Annotated in this window: 13 protein-coding genes; all 13 read left to right on the forward strand. The window is 47.8% G+C overall.

Annotated features, from left to right (window positions below; genetic code table 11):
* Positions 1–600 precede the first annotated feature (600 nt).
* The 13 genes from IQ209_RS15090 (at position 601) to nuoN (ending at position 15,566) form a co-directional block, all read left to right on the forward strand.
* Positions 601–1,065 carry an NADH-quinone oxidoreductase subunit A gene (locus IQ209_RS15090; protein ID WP_193852065.1) on the forward strand — a complete coding sequence of 155 codons (465 nt, stop codon included), beginning with the start codon at positions 601–603 and terminating at the stop codon, positions 1,063–1,065.
* A gap of 15 nt (positions 1,066–1,080) precedes the next feature.
* Positions 1,081–1,755 carry an NADH-quinone oxidoreductase subunit B family protein gene (locus IQ209_RS15095; RefSeq protein WP_047769419.1) on the forward strand — a complete coding sequence of 225 codons (675 nt, stop codon included), beginning with the start codon at positions 1,081–1,083 and terminating at the stop codon, positions 1,753–1,755.
* Positions 1,756–1,830: 75 nt separating this feature from the next.
* Positions 1,831–3,630 carry an NADH-quinone oxidoreductase subunit C/D gene (gene nuoC, locus IQ209_RS15100; protein ID WP_193852066.1) on the forward strand — a complete coding sequence of 600 codons (1,800 nt, stop codon included), beginning with the start codon at positions 1,831–1,833 and terminating at the stop codon, positions 3,628–3,630.
* 2 nt (positions 3,631–3,632) lie between these two features.
* A complete protein-coding gene (gene nuoE / locus IQ209_RS15105) occupies positions 3,633–4,178 on the forward strand; it encodes an NADH-quinone oxidoreductase subunit NuoE (RefSeq protein WP_193852067.1) in 546 nt (181 codons plus the stop codon).
* Positions 4,175–5,539 (forward strand): NADH-quinone oxidoreductase subunit NuoF, encoded by a 1,365-nt coding sequence (gene nuoF, locus IQ209_RS15110; RefSeq protein WP_193852068.1) that lies wholly within the window; start codon positions 4,175–4,177, stop codon positions 5,537–5,539. The genes nuoE and nuoF overlap by 4 nt, the downstream gene beginning before the upstream one ends.
* 60 nt (positions 5,540–5,599) lie before the next feature.
* Complete coding sequence (gene nuoG, locus IQ209_RS15115) at positions 5,600–8,323, forward strand: NADH-quinone oxidoreductase subunit NuoG (protein WP_193852069.1); 2,724 nt, start codon at positions 5,600–5,602, stop codon at positions 8,321–8,323.
* A complete protein-coding gene (nuoH, locus tag IQ209_RS15120) occupies positions 8,323–9,300 on the forward strand; it encodes an NADH-quinone oxidoreductase subunit NuoH (RefSeq protein WP_193852070.1) in 978 nt (325 codons plus the stop codon). Before nuoG ends, nuoH begins: the two co-directional genes overlap by 1 nt.
* A 15-nt stretch (positions 9,301–9,315) precedes the next feature.
* Positions 9,316–9,858 (forward strand): NADH-quinone oxidoreductase subunit NuoI, encoded by a 543-nt coding sequence (nuoI, locus tag IQ209_RS15125; RefSeq protein WP_189759296.1) that lies wholly within the window; start codon positions 9,316–9,318, stop codon positions 9,856–9,858.
* Positions 9,859–9,870: 12 nt separating this feature from the next.
* A complete protein-coding gene (nuoJ, locus tag IQ209_RS15130; protein ID WP_193852071.1) occupies positions 9,871–10,401 on the forward strand; it encodes an NADH-quinone oxidoreductase subunit J in 531 nt (176 codons plus the stop codon).
* On the forward strand, positions 10,401–10,703 hold the full coding sequence (gene nuoK, locus IQ209_RS15135; protein WP_193852072.1) for an NADH-quinone oxidoreductase subunit NuoK: 303 nt from the start codon (positions 10,401–10,403) through the stop codon (positions 10,701–10,703). Before nuoJ ends, nuoK begins: the two co-directional genes overlap by 1 nt.
* Positions 10,700–12,562 (forward strand): NADH-quinone oxidoreductase subunit L, encoded by a 1,863-nt coding sequence (gene nuoL, locus IQ209_RS15140; protein WP_193852073.1) that lies wholly within the window; start codon positions 10,700–10,702, stop codon positions 12,560–12,562. Before nuoK ends, nuoL begins: the two co-directional genes overlap by 4 nt.
* Positions 12,563–12,581: 19 nt before the next feature.
* Positions 12,582–14,102 (forward strand): NADH-quinone oxidoreductase subunit M, encoded by a 1,521-nt coding sequence (gene nuoM, locus IQ209_RS15145; RefSeq protein ID WP_193852074.1) that lies wholly within the window; start codon positions 12,582–12,584, stop codon positions 14,100–14,102.
* Between the two features lie 6 nt (positions 14,103–14,108).
* Positions 14,109–15,566, forward strand: coding sequence for an NADH-quinone oxidoreductase subunit NuoN (gene nuoN / locus IQ209_RS15150; protein WP_193852075.1), 1,458 nt, complete (start codon positions 14,109–14,111; stop codon positions 15,564–15,566).
* Positions 15,567–16,158 lie beyond the last annotated feature (592 nt).

Genomic DNA, 16,158 nt, shown 5'->3' on the forward strand with positions numbered 1-16,158 from the left:
TTCTAACAAGAAATATACCCTATTAATTTTCCTATACCTTTCGAATTTTAGTTAAGAGAATGTTGTTTTGTTAACAAATTTCATTTTCCTAACTTGATAAAATAAAACCATTTTCAGAAATAGCTCGCTTATCACACTTTAATCGTTCTTTTTAGAAACGATTTATTAATCATTGAATAAATTACATTCAAGTGTTGAATATTTTTCAATGAAACTGTGCACTTGATCATAAAAATACCCCAGGCAGTACAGTGGAAAGACAGGTTTTTCCTGCGATAATGGTGTAGTAAAGTCGAGTTATCGGTTAGACTAGTTATGTTAGGAAGATGTTTTTTTGTACGACTGACACGTTTTAGCGGTATGTCGGCACAATCCGTTAACTAATGGTTTGTGGTTTGTAAATAAATATGTAAGTGCTTTTGCCGCTATGGCAAATTTTGTTGAGAGGAATAAAAACCAAGACGATTCAAGCTATAAGATACATTGATTAGCGTTGTTTCAGATTTGGTTGTTATCCCTTCCCATGAATCGATGTGGTGCAACACTGCCGGCAAAAAGAGCAGACACCTTGACACCACTTTTGATGAGTAAGCAACGAGTATGTCTACATCCACTGGAATTTTAGCCCATCACTGGGCATTCGCGATTTTTCTAATAGGTGCTCTTGGTTTGTGCGCATTCATGTTACTGGGTGGGTACTTCATGGGGGGCAGGGCGAAAGCCAGGGCAAAACACATCCCTTATGAATCAGGTATCGATTCTGTCGGCAGTGCACGTTTGCGTCTGTCGGCGAAGTTTTATCTGGTTGCCATGTTCTTTGTTATCTTCGACATTGAAGTCCTTTACCTGTATGCATGGGCCGTCTCAATCAAAGAGAGCGGTTGGCTAGGCTTTGCCGAAGCAAGCATTTTCATTTTGGTGTTATTGGCAGGTTTGGTTTACCTGGCGCGTATTGGGGCGTTGGATTGGACACCAGCACGTTCAAAACGTCAGGTCAGTAAACCAAGTGCTGATACTTATATCAACACGACTGGCAATCATACCAACAACAGTCACATGCAGTAATAGCGAGGCATAAAGATGGATTATACGCTCACCCGCATAGATCCGAACGGTGAGAATGACCGTTATCCCCTGCAAAAACAGGAAACTGTTAGCGACCCCTTGGAGCAACATGTTCACCGAAGTGTCTATATGGGGAAACTGGAACATGCTCTGCATAATATGGTGAATTGGGGGAGGAAAAATTCCCTGTGGCCCTATAACTTCGGGCTTTCTTGCTGCTACGTGGAAATGGTGACGTCCTTTACCGCTGTCCACGATGTTGCACGTTTTGGTGCAGAAGTATTGCGAGCATCTCCCCGTCAGGCTGATTTCATGGTGATTTCTGGAACCTGTTTCGTCAAAATGGCACCTGTCATTCAACGCCTGTACGACCAATTACTGGAACCGAAATGGGTTATCTCAATGGGAGCCTGTGCAAACTCCGGGGGTATGTACGACATTTACTCCGTCGTTCAAGGGGTTGATAAGTTTATCCCTGTCGATGTTTATATTCCTGGCTGTCCTCCTCGCCCAGAAGCCTATATGCAGGCTCTGCTGCTGTTGCAAGAGTCTATAGGCAAAGAACGACGCCCACTGTCATGGGTGGTTGGCGATCAGGGGGTTTACCGCGCCAATATGCAATCAGAAAGAGAAAGGAAACGCGGTGAACGTATTGCAGTGAAAAATCTGCGTACTCCAGACGAAATTTAAGGCTTTTAGCCATATAGCGTAACCAGAGCAATGTGTTGCGATCACAAAAACCCTGATCAAGCGTTGTGGTGAAGAATGATGACAGATCAGATAGCGCAAGAAAGCGCCCGGCTTGCTTGGGCAACACGAGATCATCTTGATGATCCTGTTGTCAGCGAGCTTAATCGTCAATTTGGCCCGGATGCCTTTACCATCCAGCCGACCCGCACGGGTATGCCAGTTGTTTGGGTCAAGCGGGAACAGTTCCTGAAGGTAATAACGTTCCTGAAAAAATTGCCCAAACCTTATGTTATGTTGTTTGACTTGCATGGTGTCGATGAGCGTCAGCGCTCTCACCGAGAAGGTTTGCCAGCGGCTGACTTTTCGGTGTTTTATCATCTCCTTTCCATCGAGCGTAACCGTGACATCATGCTGAAAGTCGCGCTCGCTGAACAAGACCTGAATATCCCTACTGTCACGTCAATTTTCCCAAATGCCAATTGGTATGAACGTGAAACGTGGGAAATGTTTGGCATCACATTTAACGGTCATCCCAATTTGCGTCGCATCTTGATGCCACCGACATGGGAAGGTCATCCGTTGCGCAAGGAATATTCTGCCCGCGCCACGGAATTTGATCCTTTCGTCTTGACTAAGCAGAAAGAAGATCTGGAAATGGAAGCGCTGACTTTCAAACCCGAAGAGTGGGGTATGAAGCGGGGTACGGATAATGAAGATTTCATGTTCCTTAACCTCGGGCCAAACCATCCTTCTGCTCATGGCGCATTCCGCATTATTCTGCAACTTGATGGCGAAGAAATCGTCGATTGTGTTCCCGATATCGGCTATCACCATCGGGGTGCCGAAAAGATGGGGGAACGTCAGTCATGGCACAGCTATATCCCTTATACCGATCGCATCGAATATTTGGGGGGATGTGTTAACGAAATGCCTTATGTGTTGGCGGTCGAAAAGCTGGCCGGTATTGAAGTTCCCGATCGGGTGAAAACAATTCGTGTCATGTTGTCCGAACTGTTCCGCATTAATAGTCATCTGCTTTATATCAGTACATTTATTCAGGACGTTGGTGCGATGACGCCCGTCTTCTTTGCCTTTACTGACCGACAGAAGGTTTACGATGTCGTTGAGGCGATTACGGGGTTCCGTATGCATCCGGCATGGTTCCGCATTGGTGGTGTTGCCCATGACTTGCCGCGTGGTTGGGATAACCTCTTGCGTGAATTACTGAACTGGTTACCAAAACGTTTGAATTCCTATGTCAAAGCCGCATTGAAAAACAGTGTCCTGAAAGGGCGCTCTGTTGGGGTTGCGGCCTACAATGCCAAACAGGCTTTGGACTGGGGGGTTACCGGTGCAGGGCTGCGTGCCACTGGCGTTGGTTTTGATGTACGTAAATGGCGCCCTTATTCCGGTTATGAAAATTTCGATTTTGAAGTACCAACAGGCTACAACGGTGATTGCTATGACCGGGTAATGCTGAAAGTGGAAGAAATCCGTCAGAGTCTGCGTATCCTTGAACAGTGCCTGAAAAATATGCCGGAAGGACCCTTCAAGGCTGATCATCCACTGACCACTCCACCACCGAGAGAGCGAACTTTGCAGCACATCGAAACCATGATTAACCACTTCCTGCAAGTGTCATGGGGGCCGGTCATGCCTGCCAATGAATCATTCCAGATGATCGAAGCGACTAAGGGTATCAACAGTTATTACCTGACCAGCGATGGTAGCACTATGAGCTACCGTACCCGTATCCGTACACCAAGTTTTGCTCACTTGCAGCAAATTCCATCGGTGATCCGCGGTAGTCTGGTTTCTGACCTTATCGTTTATCTGGGCAGTATCGATTTTGTTATGTCTGATGTGGATCGCTAACGATGCAAAGTGAATTTAACGCAAACAAGCAAGCACGCCTTGATGTGGTTAACGTAACGGACGCTCAGACACCGGATGAGTTTGTATTGAGTGCTGACGAACGTAACGCTATTGAGCAGGAAAAACACCACTACGAAGATCCGCGTGCTGCGTCAATCGAAGCACTGAAAATTGTACAAAAGCAGCGTGGTTGGGTGCCAGATGGTGCCATTTATGCCATTGCTGAGGTATTAGGTATTCCGGCCAGTGACGTGGAAGGTGTAGCGACGTTTTACAGCCAGATTTACCGGCAGCCAGTGGGACGCCACATTATCCGTTACTGTGACAGTGTCGTATGTCACATCACGGGCTTTCAGGGTGTTCAGTCAGCGATAGAATCGTATCTGAACATTCGTCCGGGGCAAACCACGGCCGATGGGCGTTTCACACTATTGCCAACCTGCTGTCTGGGTAACTGTGACAAGGGACCCACGATGATGATTGATGAGGACACCCACAGTTACGTAAGACCCGAAGAAATTGAAAAGTTACTGGAGCAATATCCATGACAACGCATCCAGGAGTGAAAGAAATTATCCGCACAGCGGAAACTCATCCCCTGACATGGCGGTTGCGTGATGACCAACAACCTGTCTGGCTGGATGAATACCGAAGCCAAAATGGTTATAAAGGCGCCGAAAAAGCATTGAAGGGCATGGCTCCTGATGAAATTACCGCACTGGTTAAAGATGCTGGCTTAAAAGGTCGTGGCGGTGCAGGCTTCTCAACCGGCTTGAAATGGAGCCTGATGCCAAAAGACGAAAGCATGAATATCCGCTATTTGTTGTGTAATGCGGATGAGATGGAGCCGGGCACATACAAAGACCGCCTATTGATGGAGCAATTGCCTCATCTGTTGGTGGAAGGCATGTTAATCAGTGCCTTTGCATTGAAAGCCTATCGCGGTTACATCTTCCTGCGCGGTGAATATGTCGAAGCGGCTGTCCATTTACGCAAAGCCATAGAGGAAGCTAAAGCGGTTGGATTGCTTGGCAAGAACATTTTGGGCAGTGGTTTTGATTTTGAACTGTTTGTTCATACTGGCGCGGGTCGTTATATCTGTGGTGAAGAAACCGCTTTGATTAACTCCCTTGAAGGGCGCCGGGCAAACCCACGTTCAAAACCCCCATTTCCTGCGACCGCTGGCGTGTGGGGTAAACCTACGTGCGTCAACAATGTCGAAACATTGTGCAATGTTCCTGCCATTCTTGAACATGGGAAAGAGTGGTATATCGGTTTGAGTGCTGGCAAAAGTAAAGATGCCGGTACCAAATTGATGGGCTTTTCTGGTCGGGTCAAAAATCCAGGTCTTTGGGAATTACCTTTTGGTACAACCGCACGTGAAATTCTTGAAGATTACGCGGGAGGCATGCGTGATGGTTTGAAATTCAAGGCATGGCAACCCGGAGGGGCAGGAACCGATTTCCTGACCGCAGACCATTTAGATCTGCCGATGGATTTTGAGCATATCGCTAAAGCAGGTAGTCGATTGGGAACCGCACTGGCAATGGCGGTGGATCATGAGATCAATATGGTTTCCCTGACCCGCAATCTTGAAGAATTCTTCGCCCGTGAATCTTGTGGCTGGTGTACGCCATGTCGTGATGGCTTGCCGTGGAGTGTCAAAATCCTCCGGGCTATTGAGAGTGGCAAAGGCCAGCCAGGTGATATCGAAACTTTAGAACAACTCTGTCGTTTCCTTGGCCCAGGCAAAACATTTTGTGCCCATGCGCCAGGTGCTGTGGAACCTTTGCAGAGTGCTATTAAATATTTCCGTGAAGAGTTTGAAGCGGGAATTGTCACCAAAGATTATGGCAATACTAACCTGATTGCGGGGATTCAACCAAACCTGCTCAACCAGCGTTGGTAACAACCGGGCTAATTTTTGATTAACGCCTGCCATGGCAGGCCATTGGGAAGCATGCTGACTATGGCTACGATACATGTAGACGGCAAAGAATATGATGTAAACGGGGCTGATAACCTGTTACAAGCCTGCCTCTCATTGGGGCTTGATATACCTTATTTTTGCTGGCATCCAGCGCTGGGAAGCGTTGGCGCTTGCCGCCAGTGTGCGGTGAAGCAATATCAAAACGCGGAAGATACGCGTGGTCGTCTGGTGATGTCTTGCATGACACCAGCGTCAGATGGCACGTATATCTCTATTGATGATGAAGAAGCTAAACAGTTCCGTGCCAGTGTTGTGGAATGGTTAATGACCAACCATCCCCACGACTGTCCAGTTTGTGAGGAAGGGGGTAACTGTCATTTACAGGATATGACAGTGATGACGGGGCATTCATTCCGAAAATACCGTTTTACCAAGCGTACTCACAAAAATCAGGAATTGGGGCCATTCATTGCTCATGAAATGAACCGTTGCATCGCCTGTTACCGTTGTGTCCGTTACTACAAAGATTATGCGGATGGAACGGATTTTGGTGTTTATGGCGCTCATGACAACGTCTATTTTGGTCGTCCTGAAAGTGGCACATTGGAAAGTGAATTTTCCGGTAATCTGGTTGAAATTTGCCCAACAGGGGTATTTACCGACAAAACACATTCAGAACGCTACAACCGTAAATGGGACATGCAGTTTGCGCCAAGCATCTGCCAACAGTGCAGTATTGGCTGTAACACCAGCCCTGGTGAACGTTACGGTGAATTGCGCCGGATAGAAAACCGTTACAACGGCACCGTCAACCACTACTTTATGTGTGACCGCGGGCGTTTCGGTTATGGTTATGTCAACCGTGACGACCGTCCTCGCCAGCCACAACAATTGCGTGGCGATCAGTGGATTTCATTGAATGCTGAGCAAGTCATGCAAGGGGGCGCAGATATTTTGCGTCAGGCGAAAAATGCCATTGGCATCGGTTCACCGCGTGCCAGCATTGAAAGTAACTTTGCCTTGCGTGAATTGGTTGGTGCGGAAAACTTCTACAGTGGTATTTCAGCGGAAGAACAACATCGCCTTGATACGATGTTAGAAATTCTCCAGCAAGGTGGAGTCTATACGCCATCGCTGCGTGAAATTGAAGATTATGATGCGGTGCTGGTGTTAGGGGAAGACCTGACCCAAACAGCTGCCCGTATGGCGTTATCTGTGCGTCAGGCTGTGAAAGGCAAAGCGCGTGAAATGGCGGCTGCTCAGAAAGTGGCAGACTGGCAGATTGCGGCTGTGATGAATATTGGCCAGCACGCCAAATATCCTCTCTTCCTGACCAGTGTCGATGAAACCCGACTGGATGATATTGCCGCATGGAGCTACCGTGCACCCATTGATGATCAGGCTCGCCTGGGTTTCGCCGTAGCACATGCCTTGAACAATATCGCCCCTGCCGTTAGTGATCTGCCGGATGCGCTGAAATCGAAAGTGGACATTATTGCGCACGCATTGCGTGATGCGAAAAAGCCATTGATTATCAGTGGCAGCAATCCAGGCAGTGATGCCTTGATTCAGGCTGCTGCCAATATCGCATGGGCCCTGAAAGATAAAGGTGCGGATGTAGGTCTTTCCTATGTTGCCGCATATGCCAATAGTTTGGGGCTGGCGATGATGGAAGCGCAGCCATTGGATGCTGCTTTACAGCGTATCGCTAAAGGGGATGCAGATACCGCCATTGTGATGGAAAACGATCTCTATCGTCATGCACCGGCGGATAAAATTGATCGCGCACTGGATAGTCTGAAAAATCTGATCGTCGTGGATCACCAACGCACCGCTATTATGGATAAGGCGCATTTGATTCTGTCGGCCTCCAGTTTTGCTGAAAGCGATGGTACGTTGGTGAATCAAGAAGGTCGTGCCCAACGCTATTTCCAGGTTTACGAGCCTGCATTTTATGATAAATCCATCGTTATGTTAGAAAGCTGGCGCTGGATGCATTCCCTGTATACCACCTATACCCAGTGCCAAACCGACTGGACACAGCTTGATCATGTGATTGCAGCTTGTGTCAAAGTGATGCCGCAATTCAAAGGCATCGTCAATGCGGCACCCGATGCGACATTCCGTATTCGTGGGCAAAAATTGGCGCGTTCACCTCATCGTTATAGCGGCCGTACCGCGATGTTGGCTGATGTCAGTGTCCATGAGCAGCGTCAGCCACAGGATATCGATACTGCATTTGCTTTCTCAATGGAAGGGAACAACAGCCCATATGCACCACGTCAGCAAATTCCCTTTGCATGGGCACCGGGCTGGAACTCACCGCAAGCGTGGAATAAATTCCAGGCTGAAGTGGGTGGCAAGCTGCGCTTTGGTGATCCAGGGGTTCGTTTGATCGAAACGGTTGATGGTGGGTTGAACTATTTTGACGCTATCCCGACCGCATTTACTGCGCAAAAAGATCAATGGCATGTTGCGCCTTATTTCCATTTGTTCGGCAGTGAAGAACTGTCACAACGTTCTAATGTAATACAGGAGCGTATGCCTGAGCCGTATGTGATGATCAATCATAAAGATGCGGAGCATTTGAAGGTGAAAGAAGGTGCTGTAATGGCATTTGATTGTGAAGGGCAGCAACTGCGTTTGGCCGTGCGCTTAAGTGGTAATCTGGCCCAAGGGCAAATTGGCTTGCCACTGGGAATGTCAGGTATACCGCCGGTTCTGGCAGGCAAATCAGTCCATAACTTACGGGAGGTTGCATAATGAGCTGGTTGACTCCCGATGTCATTGAAATCCTGATTACTGTACTGAAAGCGGTTGTCATTCTACTGGTCGTGGTGATCTGTGGGGCATTCATGAGTTTCTTTGAACGCCGCATTCTTGGCCTGTTTCAAAACCGTTATGGGCCAAATCGAGTCGGTTGGGGCGGTTCATTGCAGCTTGTTGCAGACATGATCAAAATGTTCTTTAAAGAAGACTGGGCACCTCGTTTTTCTGACAGGGCCATTTTCACTTTGGCCCCTGTCATTGCATTCTGCTCAATGCTTCTGGCCTTTGTTATCGTGCCGGTAAGCCCAACATGGATGGTCGCAGATCTGAACATCGGTATCTTATTCTTCATGATGATGGCGGGTCTGGCGGTTTATTCCGTGCTGTTTGCGGGTTGGGCGAGTAACAACAAATATGCCTTGCTGGGTGCGATGCGTGCATCAGCACAGACATTGAGTTATGAAGTTTTCCTTGGTATGTCCATGATGGGCGTTGTAGCACAAGCTGGCTCCTTTAACATGGTGGATATCGTCAATTCACAGCAACATGTGTGGAATGTCATTCCTCAATTTTTTGGCTTCCTGACCTTTGCCATTGCGGGTGTCGCGGTATGCCACCGCCATCCCTTTGACCAACCGGAAGCCGAGCAAGAACTGGCCGATGGCTATCACATTGAATATTCCGGTATGAAATTTGGTCTATTTTTTGTCGGAGAATATATCGCGATTGTGACGGTATCTGCTTTGATCGTCACGTTGTTCTTTGGTGGCTGGAATGGACCTCTCTTGCCTCCATTCGTCTGGTTTGCGTTGAAAACAGCATTTTTCATGATGATGTTCATCTTGATCCGTGCTGCATTGCCACGTCCTCGTTATGATCAGGTGATGTCGTTTGGCTGGAAAGTTTGTCTGCCGTTAACGTTACTGAATATGCTAGCGACAGCCGCAGTTATTTTATACAACGCTCAATAAAGGGGTGATTGAACCATGACATTGAAAGAATTAGTGGTCGGTTTCGCCACCCAGGTACGCAGTATTTGGATGATAGGGCTTCATGCCTTCCATAAACGCGAAACAAAAATGTATCCGGAAGAGCCAGTTTATCTGCCACCCCGTTACCGTGGGCGCATCGTTCTGACGCGTGATCCTGACGGTGAAGAGCGTTGTGTTGCGTGTAACTTGTGTGCAGCGGTATGTCCGGTGGGATGTATCTCACTGCAAAAAGCCGAGCATAAGGATGGGCGCTGGTATCCTGAATTCTTCCGCGTCAACTTTTCGCGTTGCATTTTCTGCGGCCTGTGTGAAGAAGCGTGCCCAACTACCGCTATTCAGTTGACACCGGATTTTGAACTGGGTGAATACAAGCGTCAGGATCTGGTATACGAGAAAGAAGATCTGCTGATTTCAGGGCCAGGTAAATACCCTGACTATAACTTTTACCGTAAGACAGGTATGGCAATTGACGGCAAGGATAAAGGCGAAGCCGACAATGAAGCCAAGCCTATCGACGTTAAAAGCCTGTTGCCGTAAGGAGCGATATTCATGGAATTTACATTTTATGTCGCAGGGCTGGTTGCTATTCTCGCAACACTCAGGGTAATAACCCATACGAACCCAGTGCATGCTCTGTTGTATCTGATTATTTCCTTGTTGGCCCTGTCCGTCGTATTTTTTTCAATGGGTGCCTATTTTGCTGGTGCTTTGGAGATCATCGTTTACGCGGGCGCAATTATGGTGTTGTTCGTCTTCGTCGTGATGATGCTGAATCTGGGAAAATCAGTTGTCGAGCAGGAACGGCGCTGGTTACAACCCCGTGCCTGGATTGGCCCGTCACTCCTGTCTATCGTGCTGTTGATTGTGTTGGTTTACGCCATCAGTACCCTGTCATCTGCTGAAATCAGTGGTGAAGTCGTCAGTGCCAAAGAAGTGGGAATTAGCCTGTTTGGCCCTTATGTATTGGTGGTCGAGCTGGCCTCTTTGCTGTTATTGGCAGGATTGGTCGTGGCTTACCACATCGGCCGTGAAAATCGGCAAGGGGAAGTGATCAGCAATCGTGCGGAGGACCAACAATAATGATAGCGTTACCTCATGGCCTCATTTTGGCGGCTATTCTATTTACATTAGGCTTCACTTGCCTGGTTATCCGCCGCAATCTGTTATTTATGCTGATCGGGTTGGAAATCATGATCAATGCTTCAGCGCTAGCGTTTGTCGTTGCTGGCAGCTATTGGCTCCAGCCTGATGGTCAGGTGATGTACATTCTGGCCATTACGCTGGCAGCCGCCGAGGCGAGCATCGGTTTGGCACTGTTACTACAGTTGCACCGTCGTCGCCAAAACCTGAATATTGATACAGTCAGTGAGATGCGCGGATGAACTTACTCTATTTAACAATTCTGCTGCCACTGCTGGGATTTTTGCTATTGGCATTTTCCCGTGGCCGCTGGTCTGAAAATTTGTCAGCCACCATTGGGAGTGGTTCTGTTGGGCTGGCAGCATTGGTCACCTTCTGGGTAGCGATTGATTTTCTTACCCAGGATGGGGCAGGGGGGCTGGTCTACAGCCAAACGCTGTGGAACTGGATGGCAGTGGATAATTTCAGCATCCCCGTTAATCTGGTGCTGGATGGTCTGTCACTGACAATGCTGAGTGTTGTGACTGGCGTTGGTTTCCTGATCCACATTTACGCTTCTTGGTACATGCGCGGTGAAGAGGGATACTCCCGTTTCTTCGCCTATACCAACCTATTTATCGCCAGTATGGTGGTATTGGTACTGGCAGATAACATACTGCTGATGTATCTCGGTTGGGAAGGCGTCGGCCTGTGCAGTTACCTGTTGATCGGTTTCTACTACAAAAACCCTGCCAATGGCGCGGCGGCAATGAAAGCTTTCATTGTGACCCGTGTTGGTGACGTATTCCTTGCCATTGGTATGTTTATCCTTTACGACCAGCTTGGTACGCTGAGTTTCCGCGAATTGGCGGTATTGGCACCACAACATATTGAAGTAGGTTCTAGCGCGATCACCTGGGCAACCTTGATGATTTTGGGTGGTGCTGTTGGTAAATCCGCTCAGTTACCATTGCAAACATGGTTAGCAGATGCAATGGCTGGTCCAACACCGGTTTCTGCTCTGATCCACGCCGCTACGATGGTTACCGCTGGGGTTTATCTGATTGCCCGCAGCCATGCATTGTTCTTGATGGCGCCTGATATCTTGCATTGGGTCGGTATTATTGGTGCGATCACCTTGCTGTTGGCTGGTTTCGCCGCTCTGGTACAGACAGATATTAAACGAGTGCTGGCTTACTCCACCATGAGCCAGATTGGCTACATGTTTCTGGCATTGGGTGTACAGGCGTGGGATGCCGCGATTTTTCACCTGATGACCCATGCATTCTTCAAAGCATTACTGTTCCTGGCTTCTGGCTCGGTGATTTTGGCCTGCCATCATGAGCAAAACATCTTCAAAATGGGCGGGCTGAGTAAGCGTATCCCATTTGTTTATCTCTGCTTCCTGGTGGGTGGCTCTGCGTTGTCGGCACTGCCATTACTGACGGCCGGTTTCTACAGTAAGGATGAAATCCTGTGGGGTGCGTTGGCAAATGGTCATATGAACCTGATGCTGGCGGGGCTGATTGGGGCATTGATGACATCACTGTATACCTTCCGCATGATCTTTATCGTGTTTCACGGTGAAGAAAATACCCATGCTCATCCAGTCAAGGGCATTACTCATACCTTGCCATTGTCCGTATTGCTGGTGTTGTCCACTTTTGTGGGTGCGCTGATTGTGCCACCGCTGGCGGGCGTCTTACCTGAGAGTGTTCTATCAGAAAACAGCGCGGCAGGGCATGATGGCAAAATGACATTGGAAATTATTTCTGGTGTGATTGCCGTTATCGGTATCTTACTGGCAGCTGTGTTGTATCTGGGCAAACGTGGTGTGGTCAATGCCACGGCGAACAGTGCCCCAGGGCGTTTCTTCTCCACATGGTGGTTCCATGCCTGGGGATTTGACGCGCTGTATGACTGGGTATTTGTGAAACCATTCAAGGGCATCACCCGCCTGTTGCAAAGTGATCCTTTGAACTCACTAATGAACATTCCAGCCATATTGTCACGTTGGGGCAATAAAGGGCTTCGTTGGAGTGAGAACGGACAAGTCCGTTGGTACGCTACCTCTATGGGGTTGGGTGCAGTGCTGGTTTTAGCTCTGCTGCTTTTGGTTTAATTAAGGGACACATTGCGCCATGCTACTACCTTGGCTAATTCTTCTGCCCTTCATCGGAGGCCTGTTGTGTTGGCAGGCCGAGCGCTTCGGCACCCGTATGCCGCGTTGGATAGCGCTTCTGGCGATGGGACTGACGCTGTTACTCTCCCTGTACCTGTGGTTACAGGGCGGTTATACACTCACCAACCCACAGGGCATACCACAGTGGCAATCAGAATTCTTGCTTCAGTGGATCCCACGTTTTGGCATTAGCCTTCATCTGGCACTGGATGGTTTATCCTTGCTGATGGTGGTGTTAACTGCATTACTGGGTTTGATGGCAATCCTCTGTTCATGGAATGAAAACCAGCCATACCAGGGCTTCTTCCATCTGAACCTGCTGTGGATATTGGGTGGTGTGATGGGGGTTTTCCTTGCCATCGACCTGTTCTTGTTCTTCTTCTTCTGGGAAGTGATGTTGGTACCGATGTACTTCCTGATTGCCCTGTGGGGACACAGAGGCTCGGAAGGTAAAACCCGTATCACTGCGGCAACGAAATTCTTCATCTATACCCAGGCCAGCGGTTTGGTGATGCTGATTTCGATTCTGGCACTGGCTTTCATTCACCATGATGCAACCGGCGAATGGACATTCAACTATGAAAAACTGTTGGATACGCCGATGTCACACACCGTTCAATACCTGCTAATGCTGGGTTTCTTCATTGCATTCGCGGTGAAAATGCCGGTTGTTCCTTTACATGGCTGGTTGCCGGATGCTCATAGTCAGGCACCAACAGCCGGTTCAGTTGACCTTGCAGGGATTTTGCTGAAGACGGCGGCTTATGGTTTGTTGCGTTTCAGTTTGCCTCTGTTCCCGCAAGCCTCTGCGGAATTCGCTCCGATTGCCATGTGGCTGGGCGTCATTGGTATTTTCTACGGTGCATGGATGGCATTCAGCCAGACTGATATCAAGCGCTTGATTGCCTATACCAGTGTTTCTCACATGGGCTTTGTGCTTATCGCCATTTACACGGGTAGCCAATTGGCTTATCAAGGCGCGGTGATCCAGATGATTGCACATGGTCTGTCAGCCGCGGGTCTGTTTATTCTGTGTGGTCAGATCTATGAACGCCTGCATACCCGAGATATGCGCCAAATGGGTGGATTGTGGGGAAGAATTCAACTCTTGCCTGCGATATCCCTGTTTTTTGCGGTAGCCACATTAGGTATGCCAGGAACCGGTAACTTTGTCGGGGAATTTATGATCCTGTTTGGCAGCTTCAGTCAATTTACCCTGGTGACTACGGTATCCGTGTTCGGTTTGGTTTTTGCCTCCGTTTACGCACTGTACTTGATGCAGAAGGCTTATTACGGTACGCCAAAAACGGATAAACCCTTACAGAGAATGGATGTGCGTGAAATTTCCATTTTGCTGCTGTTGGTTGTCTTGCTGGTGATTTTAGGGGTTTACCCGCAGCCAATTCTTGATACCTCAGCCGCAGCAATGGGTAACATCCAGAATTGGTATTCAGCTTCACTTTTAACTACAAGGCCGTAATTCGCCATGACAATAACTTCTGAACAATTGATCGCACTGTTGCCGCTATTGATCGTCGGATTGACGGTAGTGGTTGTGATGTTGTCCATTGCGTGGCGACGCGATCATTTCACCAATGTCACCTTGACGGTGATTGGTCTAAACCTGGCCCTGTTCTCTCTCTATTTTGTGGGACAGCAGGAGCCAATGGATGTCACGCCATTGATTCATGTAGATCGTTTTGCAATGTTCTATACTGCGCTTGTGCTGATTGCGAGCCTTGCAACAACGACATTTGCCTATTCATGGTTGGAAAATTATCCCGATAATAAAGAAGAATTTTATCTGTTGGTGTTGATCGCAGCGGCTGGGGGCATTCTGCTCTCTTCTGCCAACCATATGGCATCACTGTTTATCGGAATTGAATTGATCACCCTGCCGCTGTTTGGCTTAGTGGGTTATGCCTATCGGCAGAAACGTTCGTTGGAAGCGGGCATCAAATATATGTTGCTGTCTGCGGCCGCATCTTCATTCCTGCTATTTGGTATTGCATTGCTGTATGCAGAATCCGGTGATTTGTCTTTCGCATCACTTGGAAAAAGTTTGAGCGATAGCAAACTGCATGAACCGTTAGTTCTGGCTGGCTTGGGGATGATGATCGTAGGATTGGGCTTTAAACTTTCCCTTGTGCCTTTCCAACTGTGGACACCGGATGTTTATCAAGGCGCACCAGCACCGGTATCGACCTTTCTGGCAACGGCAAGTAAGGTTGCGATCTTCGCAGTTATCATGCGTTTATTCATTGAAGCACCCGTGGCTGAAAGCATAACCTTACGTATTCTGCTAACTGTGATTGCTATTGCATCTATCCTGTTTGGTAACTTATTGGCCTTGACACAAAGCAATATCAAACGACTGCTGGGCTATTCATCCATTGCTCATTTGGGATATTTGCTGGTGGTATTGGTTGCCATCAAAGATCATACGTTGGCAGAAGAGACGGCAGGTATTTATCTGGTCGGTTATTTGCTTGCCAGCATCGGGGCATTTGGTGTGGTCAGCTTGATGTCCAGCCCATACAGAGGGCCAGATGCGGATTCACTGTTCTCATATCGTGGCTTGTTCTGGCATAAACCGATCCTGTCAGCGGTAATGACAGTGATGATGTTATCATTGGCAGGAATACCATTAACATTTGGCTTCATTGGCAAATTCTATGTCATCGCGACGGGTGTTGAAGCAAAATTGTGGTGGCTGACTGGTGCCGTTGTTGTGGGTAGTGCCATCGGTCTTTACTACTATCTACGTGTGATGGTGAGCTTGTACCTGCCAGCACCGAAAGCGCTAAACCGTGATACACCCCGCAATTGGGCATTTACCTCTGGCGGGATTGTGGTGTTGCTCAGTGCATTATTGGTGTTGATCCTTGGTGTTTGGCCACAACCGTTGATTGATATTGTTCAGCAGGCGAAAAGCGTTCTGTAAACAATAAGCTAAAGAAACTATTTTAAAAACCCAGCCATCGTTGTCTGGGTTTTTTTGTTTGTCAATGTCTGGCAACAGTACCAGATCCGTGAGATTCAGCTCAAAATGCGGGAACGCTTGGCGACTACAAAATAACTATTCATTTCATAAGGGAATGTGTTCCCTTGCTGTTTTAATGACGTATTTTTGTCCTTGGATGATTCAATTTTTGTTGACCACATCAGATGTCAGTTTCACACATTGCCCCCGGGCAAATAAATCAGAGGGAAATGGTTGAAATAATATTGATGATATCTTTTTTATGAATGAAATGCATTTTAGTTCTGATTATTTTTAACATATAAAATATAAGGAATTAGGCATAAAATTCAAAATATTCACTGTACGATAAGAACAGATAAAAGTTCTATTATGGGAAAGAGTCCACTTTAATTACAGTTGTGGTGTGAGGTAATTTGAAAGGGTGAGGAGAGGTTAATTATTTATTCATAACTGAATACCACCTCCTGCGGAGGTGGTCAGCAGCAAATTGGCTCTGCCAATAATGCTACTCATGGGAAAATCCGAACTGTTATCCCCATAACAGAGAAGG

This window comes from Xenorhabdus sp. BG5, assembly GCF_015163665.1.
Classification (GTDB): Bacteria; Pseudomonadota; Gammaproteobacteria; order Enterobacterales; family Enterobacteriaceae; genus Xenorhabdus.

Excerpts from the sequence above, each read along its gene's own strand:
- nuoK (WP_193852072.1), top strand. The coding sequence starts at position 10,401 with ATGATAGCGTTACCTCATGGCCTCATTTTGGCGGCTATTCTATTTACA.
- IQ209_RS15095 (WP_047769419.1), top strand. The coding sequence starts at position 1,081 with ATGGATTATACGCTCACCCGCATAGATCCGAACGGTGAGAATGACCGT.
- nuoG (WP_193852069.1), top strand. The coding sequence starts at position 5,600 with ATGGCTACGATACATGTAGACGGCAAAGAATATGATGTAAACGGGGCT.
- IQ209_RS15090 (WP_193852065.1), top strand. The coding sequence starts at position 601 with ATGTCTACATCCACTGGAATTTTAGCCCATCACTGGGCATTCGCGATT.
- nuoI (WP_189759296.1), top strand. The coding sequence starts at position 9,316 with ATGACATTGAAAGAATTAGTGGTCGGTTTCGCCACCCAGGTACGCAGT.
- nuoM (WP_193852074.1), top strand. The coding sequence starts at position 12,582 with ATGCTACTACCTTGGCTAATTCTTCTGCCCTTCATCGGAGGCCTGTTG.
- nuoF (WP_193852068.1), top strand. The coding sequence starts at position 4,175 with ATGACAACGCATCCAGGAGTGAAAGAAATTATCCGCACAGCGGAAACT.
- nuoC (WP_193852066.1), top strand. The coding sequence starts at position 1,831 with ATGATGACAGATCAGATAGCGCAAGAAAGCGCCCGGCTTGCTTGGGCA.
- nuoE (WP_193852067.1), top strand. The coding sequence starts at position 3,633 with ATGCAAAGTGAATTTAACGCAAACAAGCAAGCACGCCTTGATGTGGTT.
- nuoJ (WP_193852071.1), top strand. The coding sequence starts at position 9,871 with ATGGAATTTACATTTTATGTCGCAGGGCTGGTTGCTATTCTCGCAACA.
- nuoH (WP_193852070.1), top strand. The coding sequence starts at position 8,323 with ATGAGCTGGTTGACTCCCGATGTCATTGAAATCCTGATTACTGTACTG.
- nuoL (WP_193852073.1), top strand. The coding sequence starts at position 10,700 with ATGAACTTACTCTATTTAACAATTCTGCTGCCACTGCTGGGATTTTTG.
- nuoN (WP_193852075.1), top strand. The coding sequence starts at position 14,109 with ATGACAATAACTTCTGAACAATTGATCGCACTGTTGCCGCTATTGATC.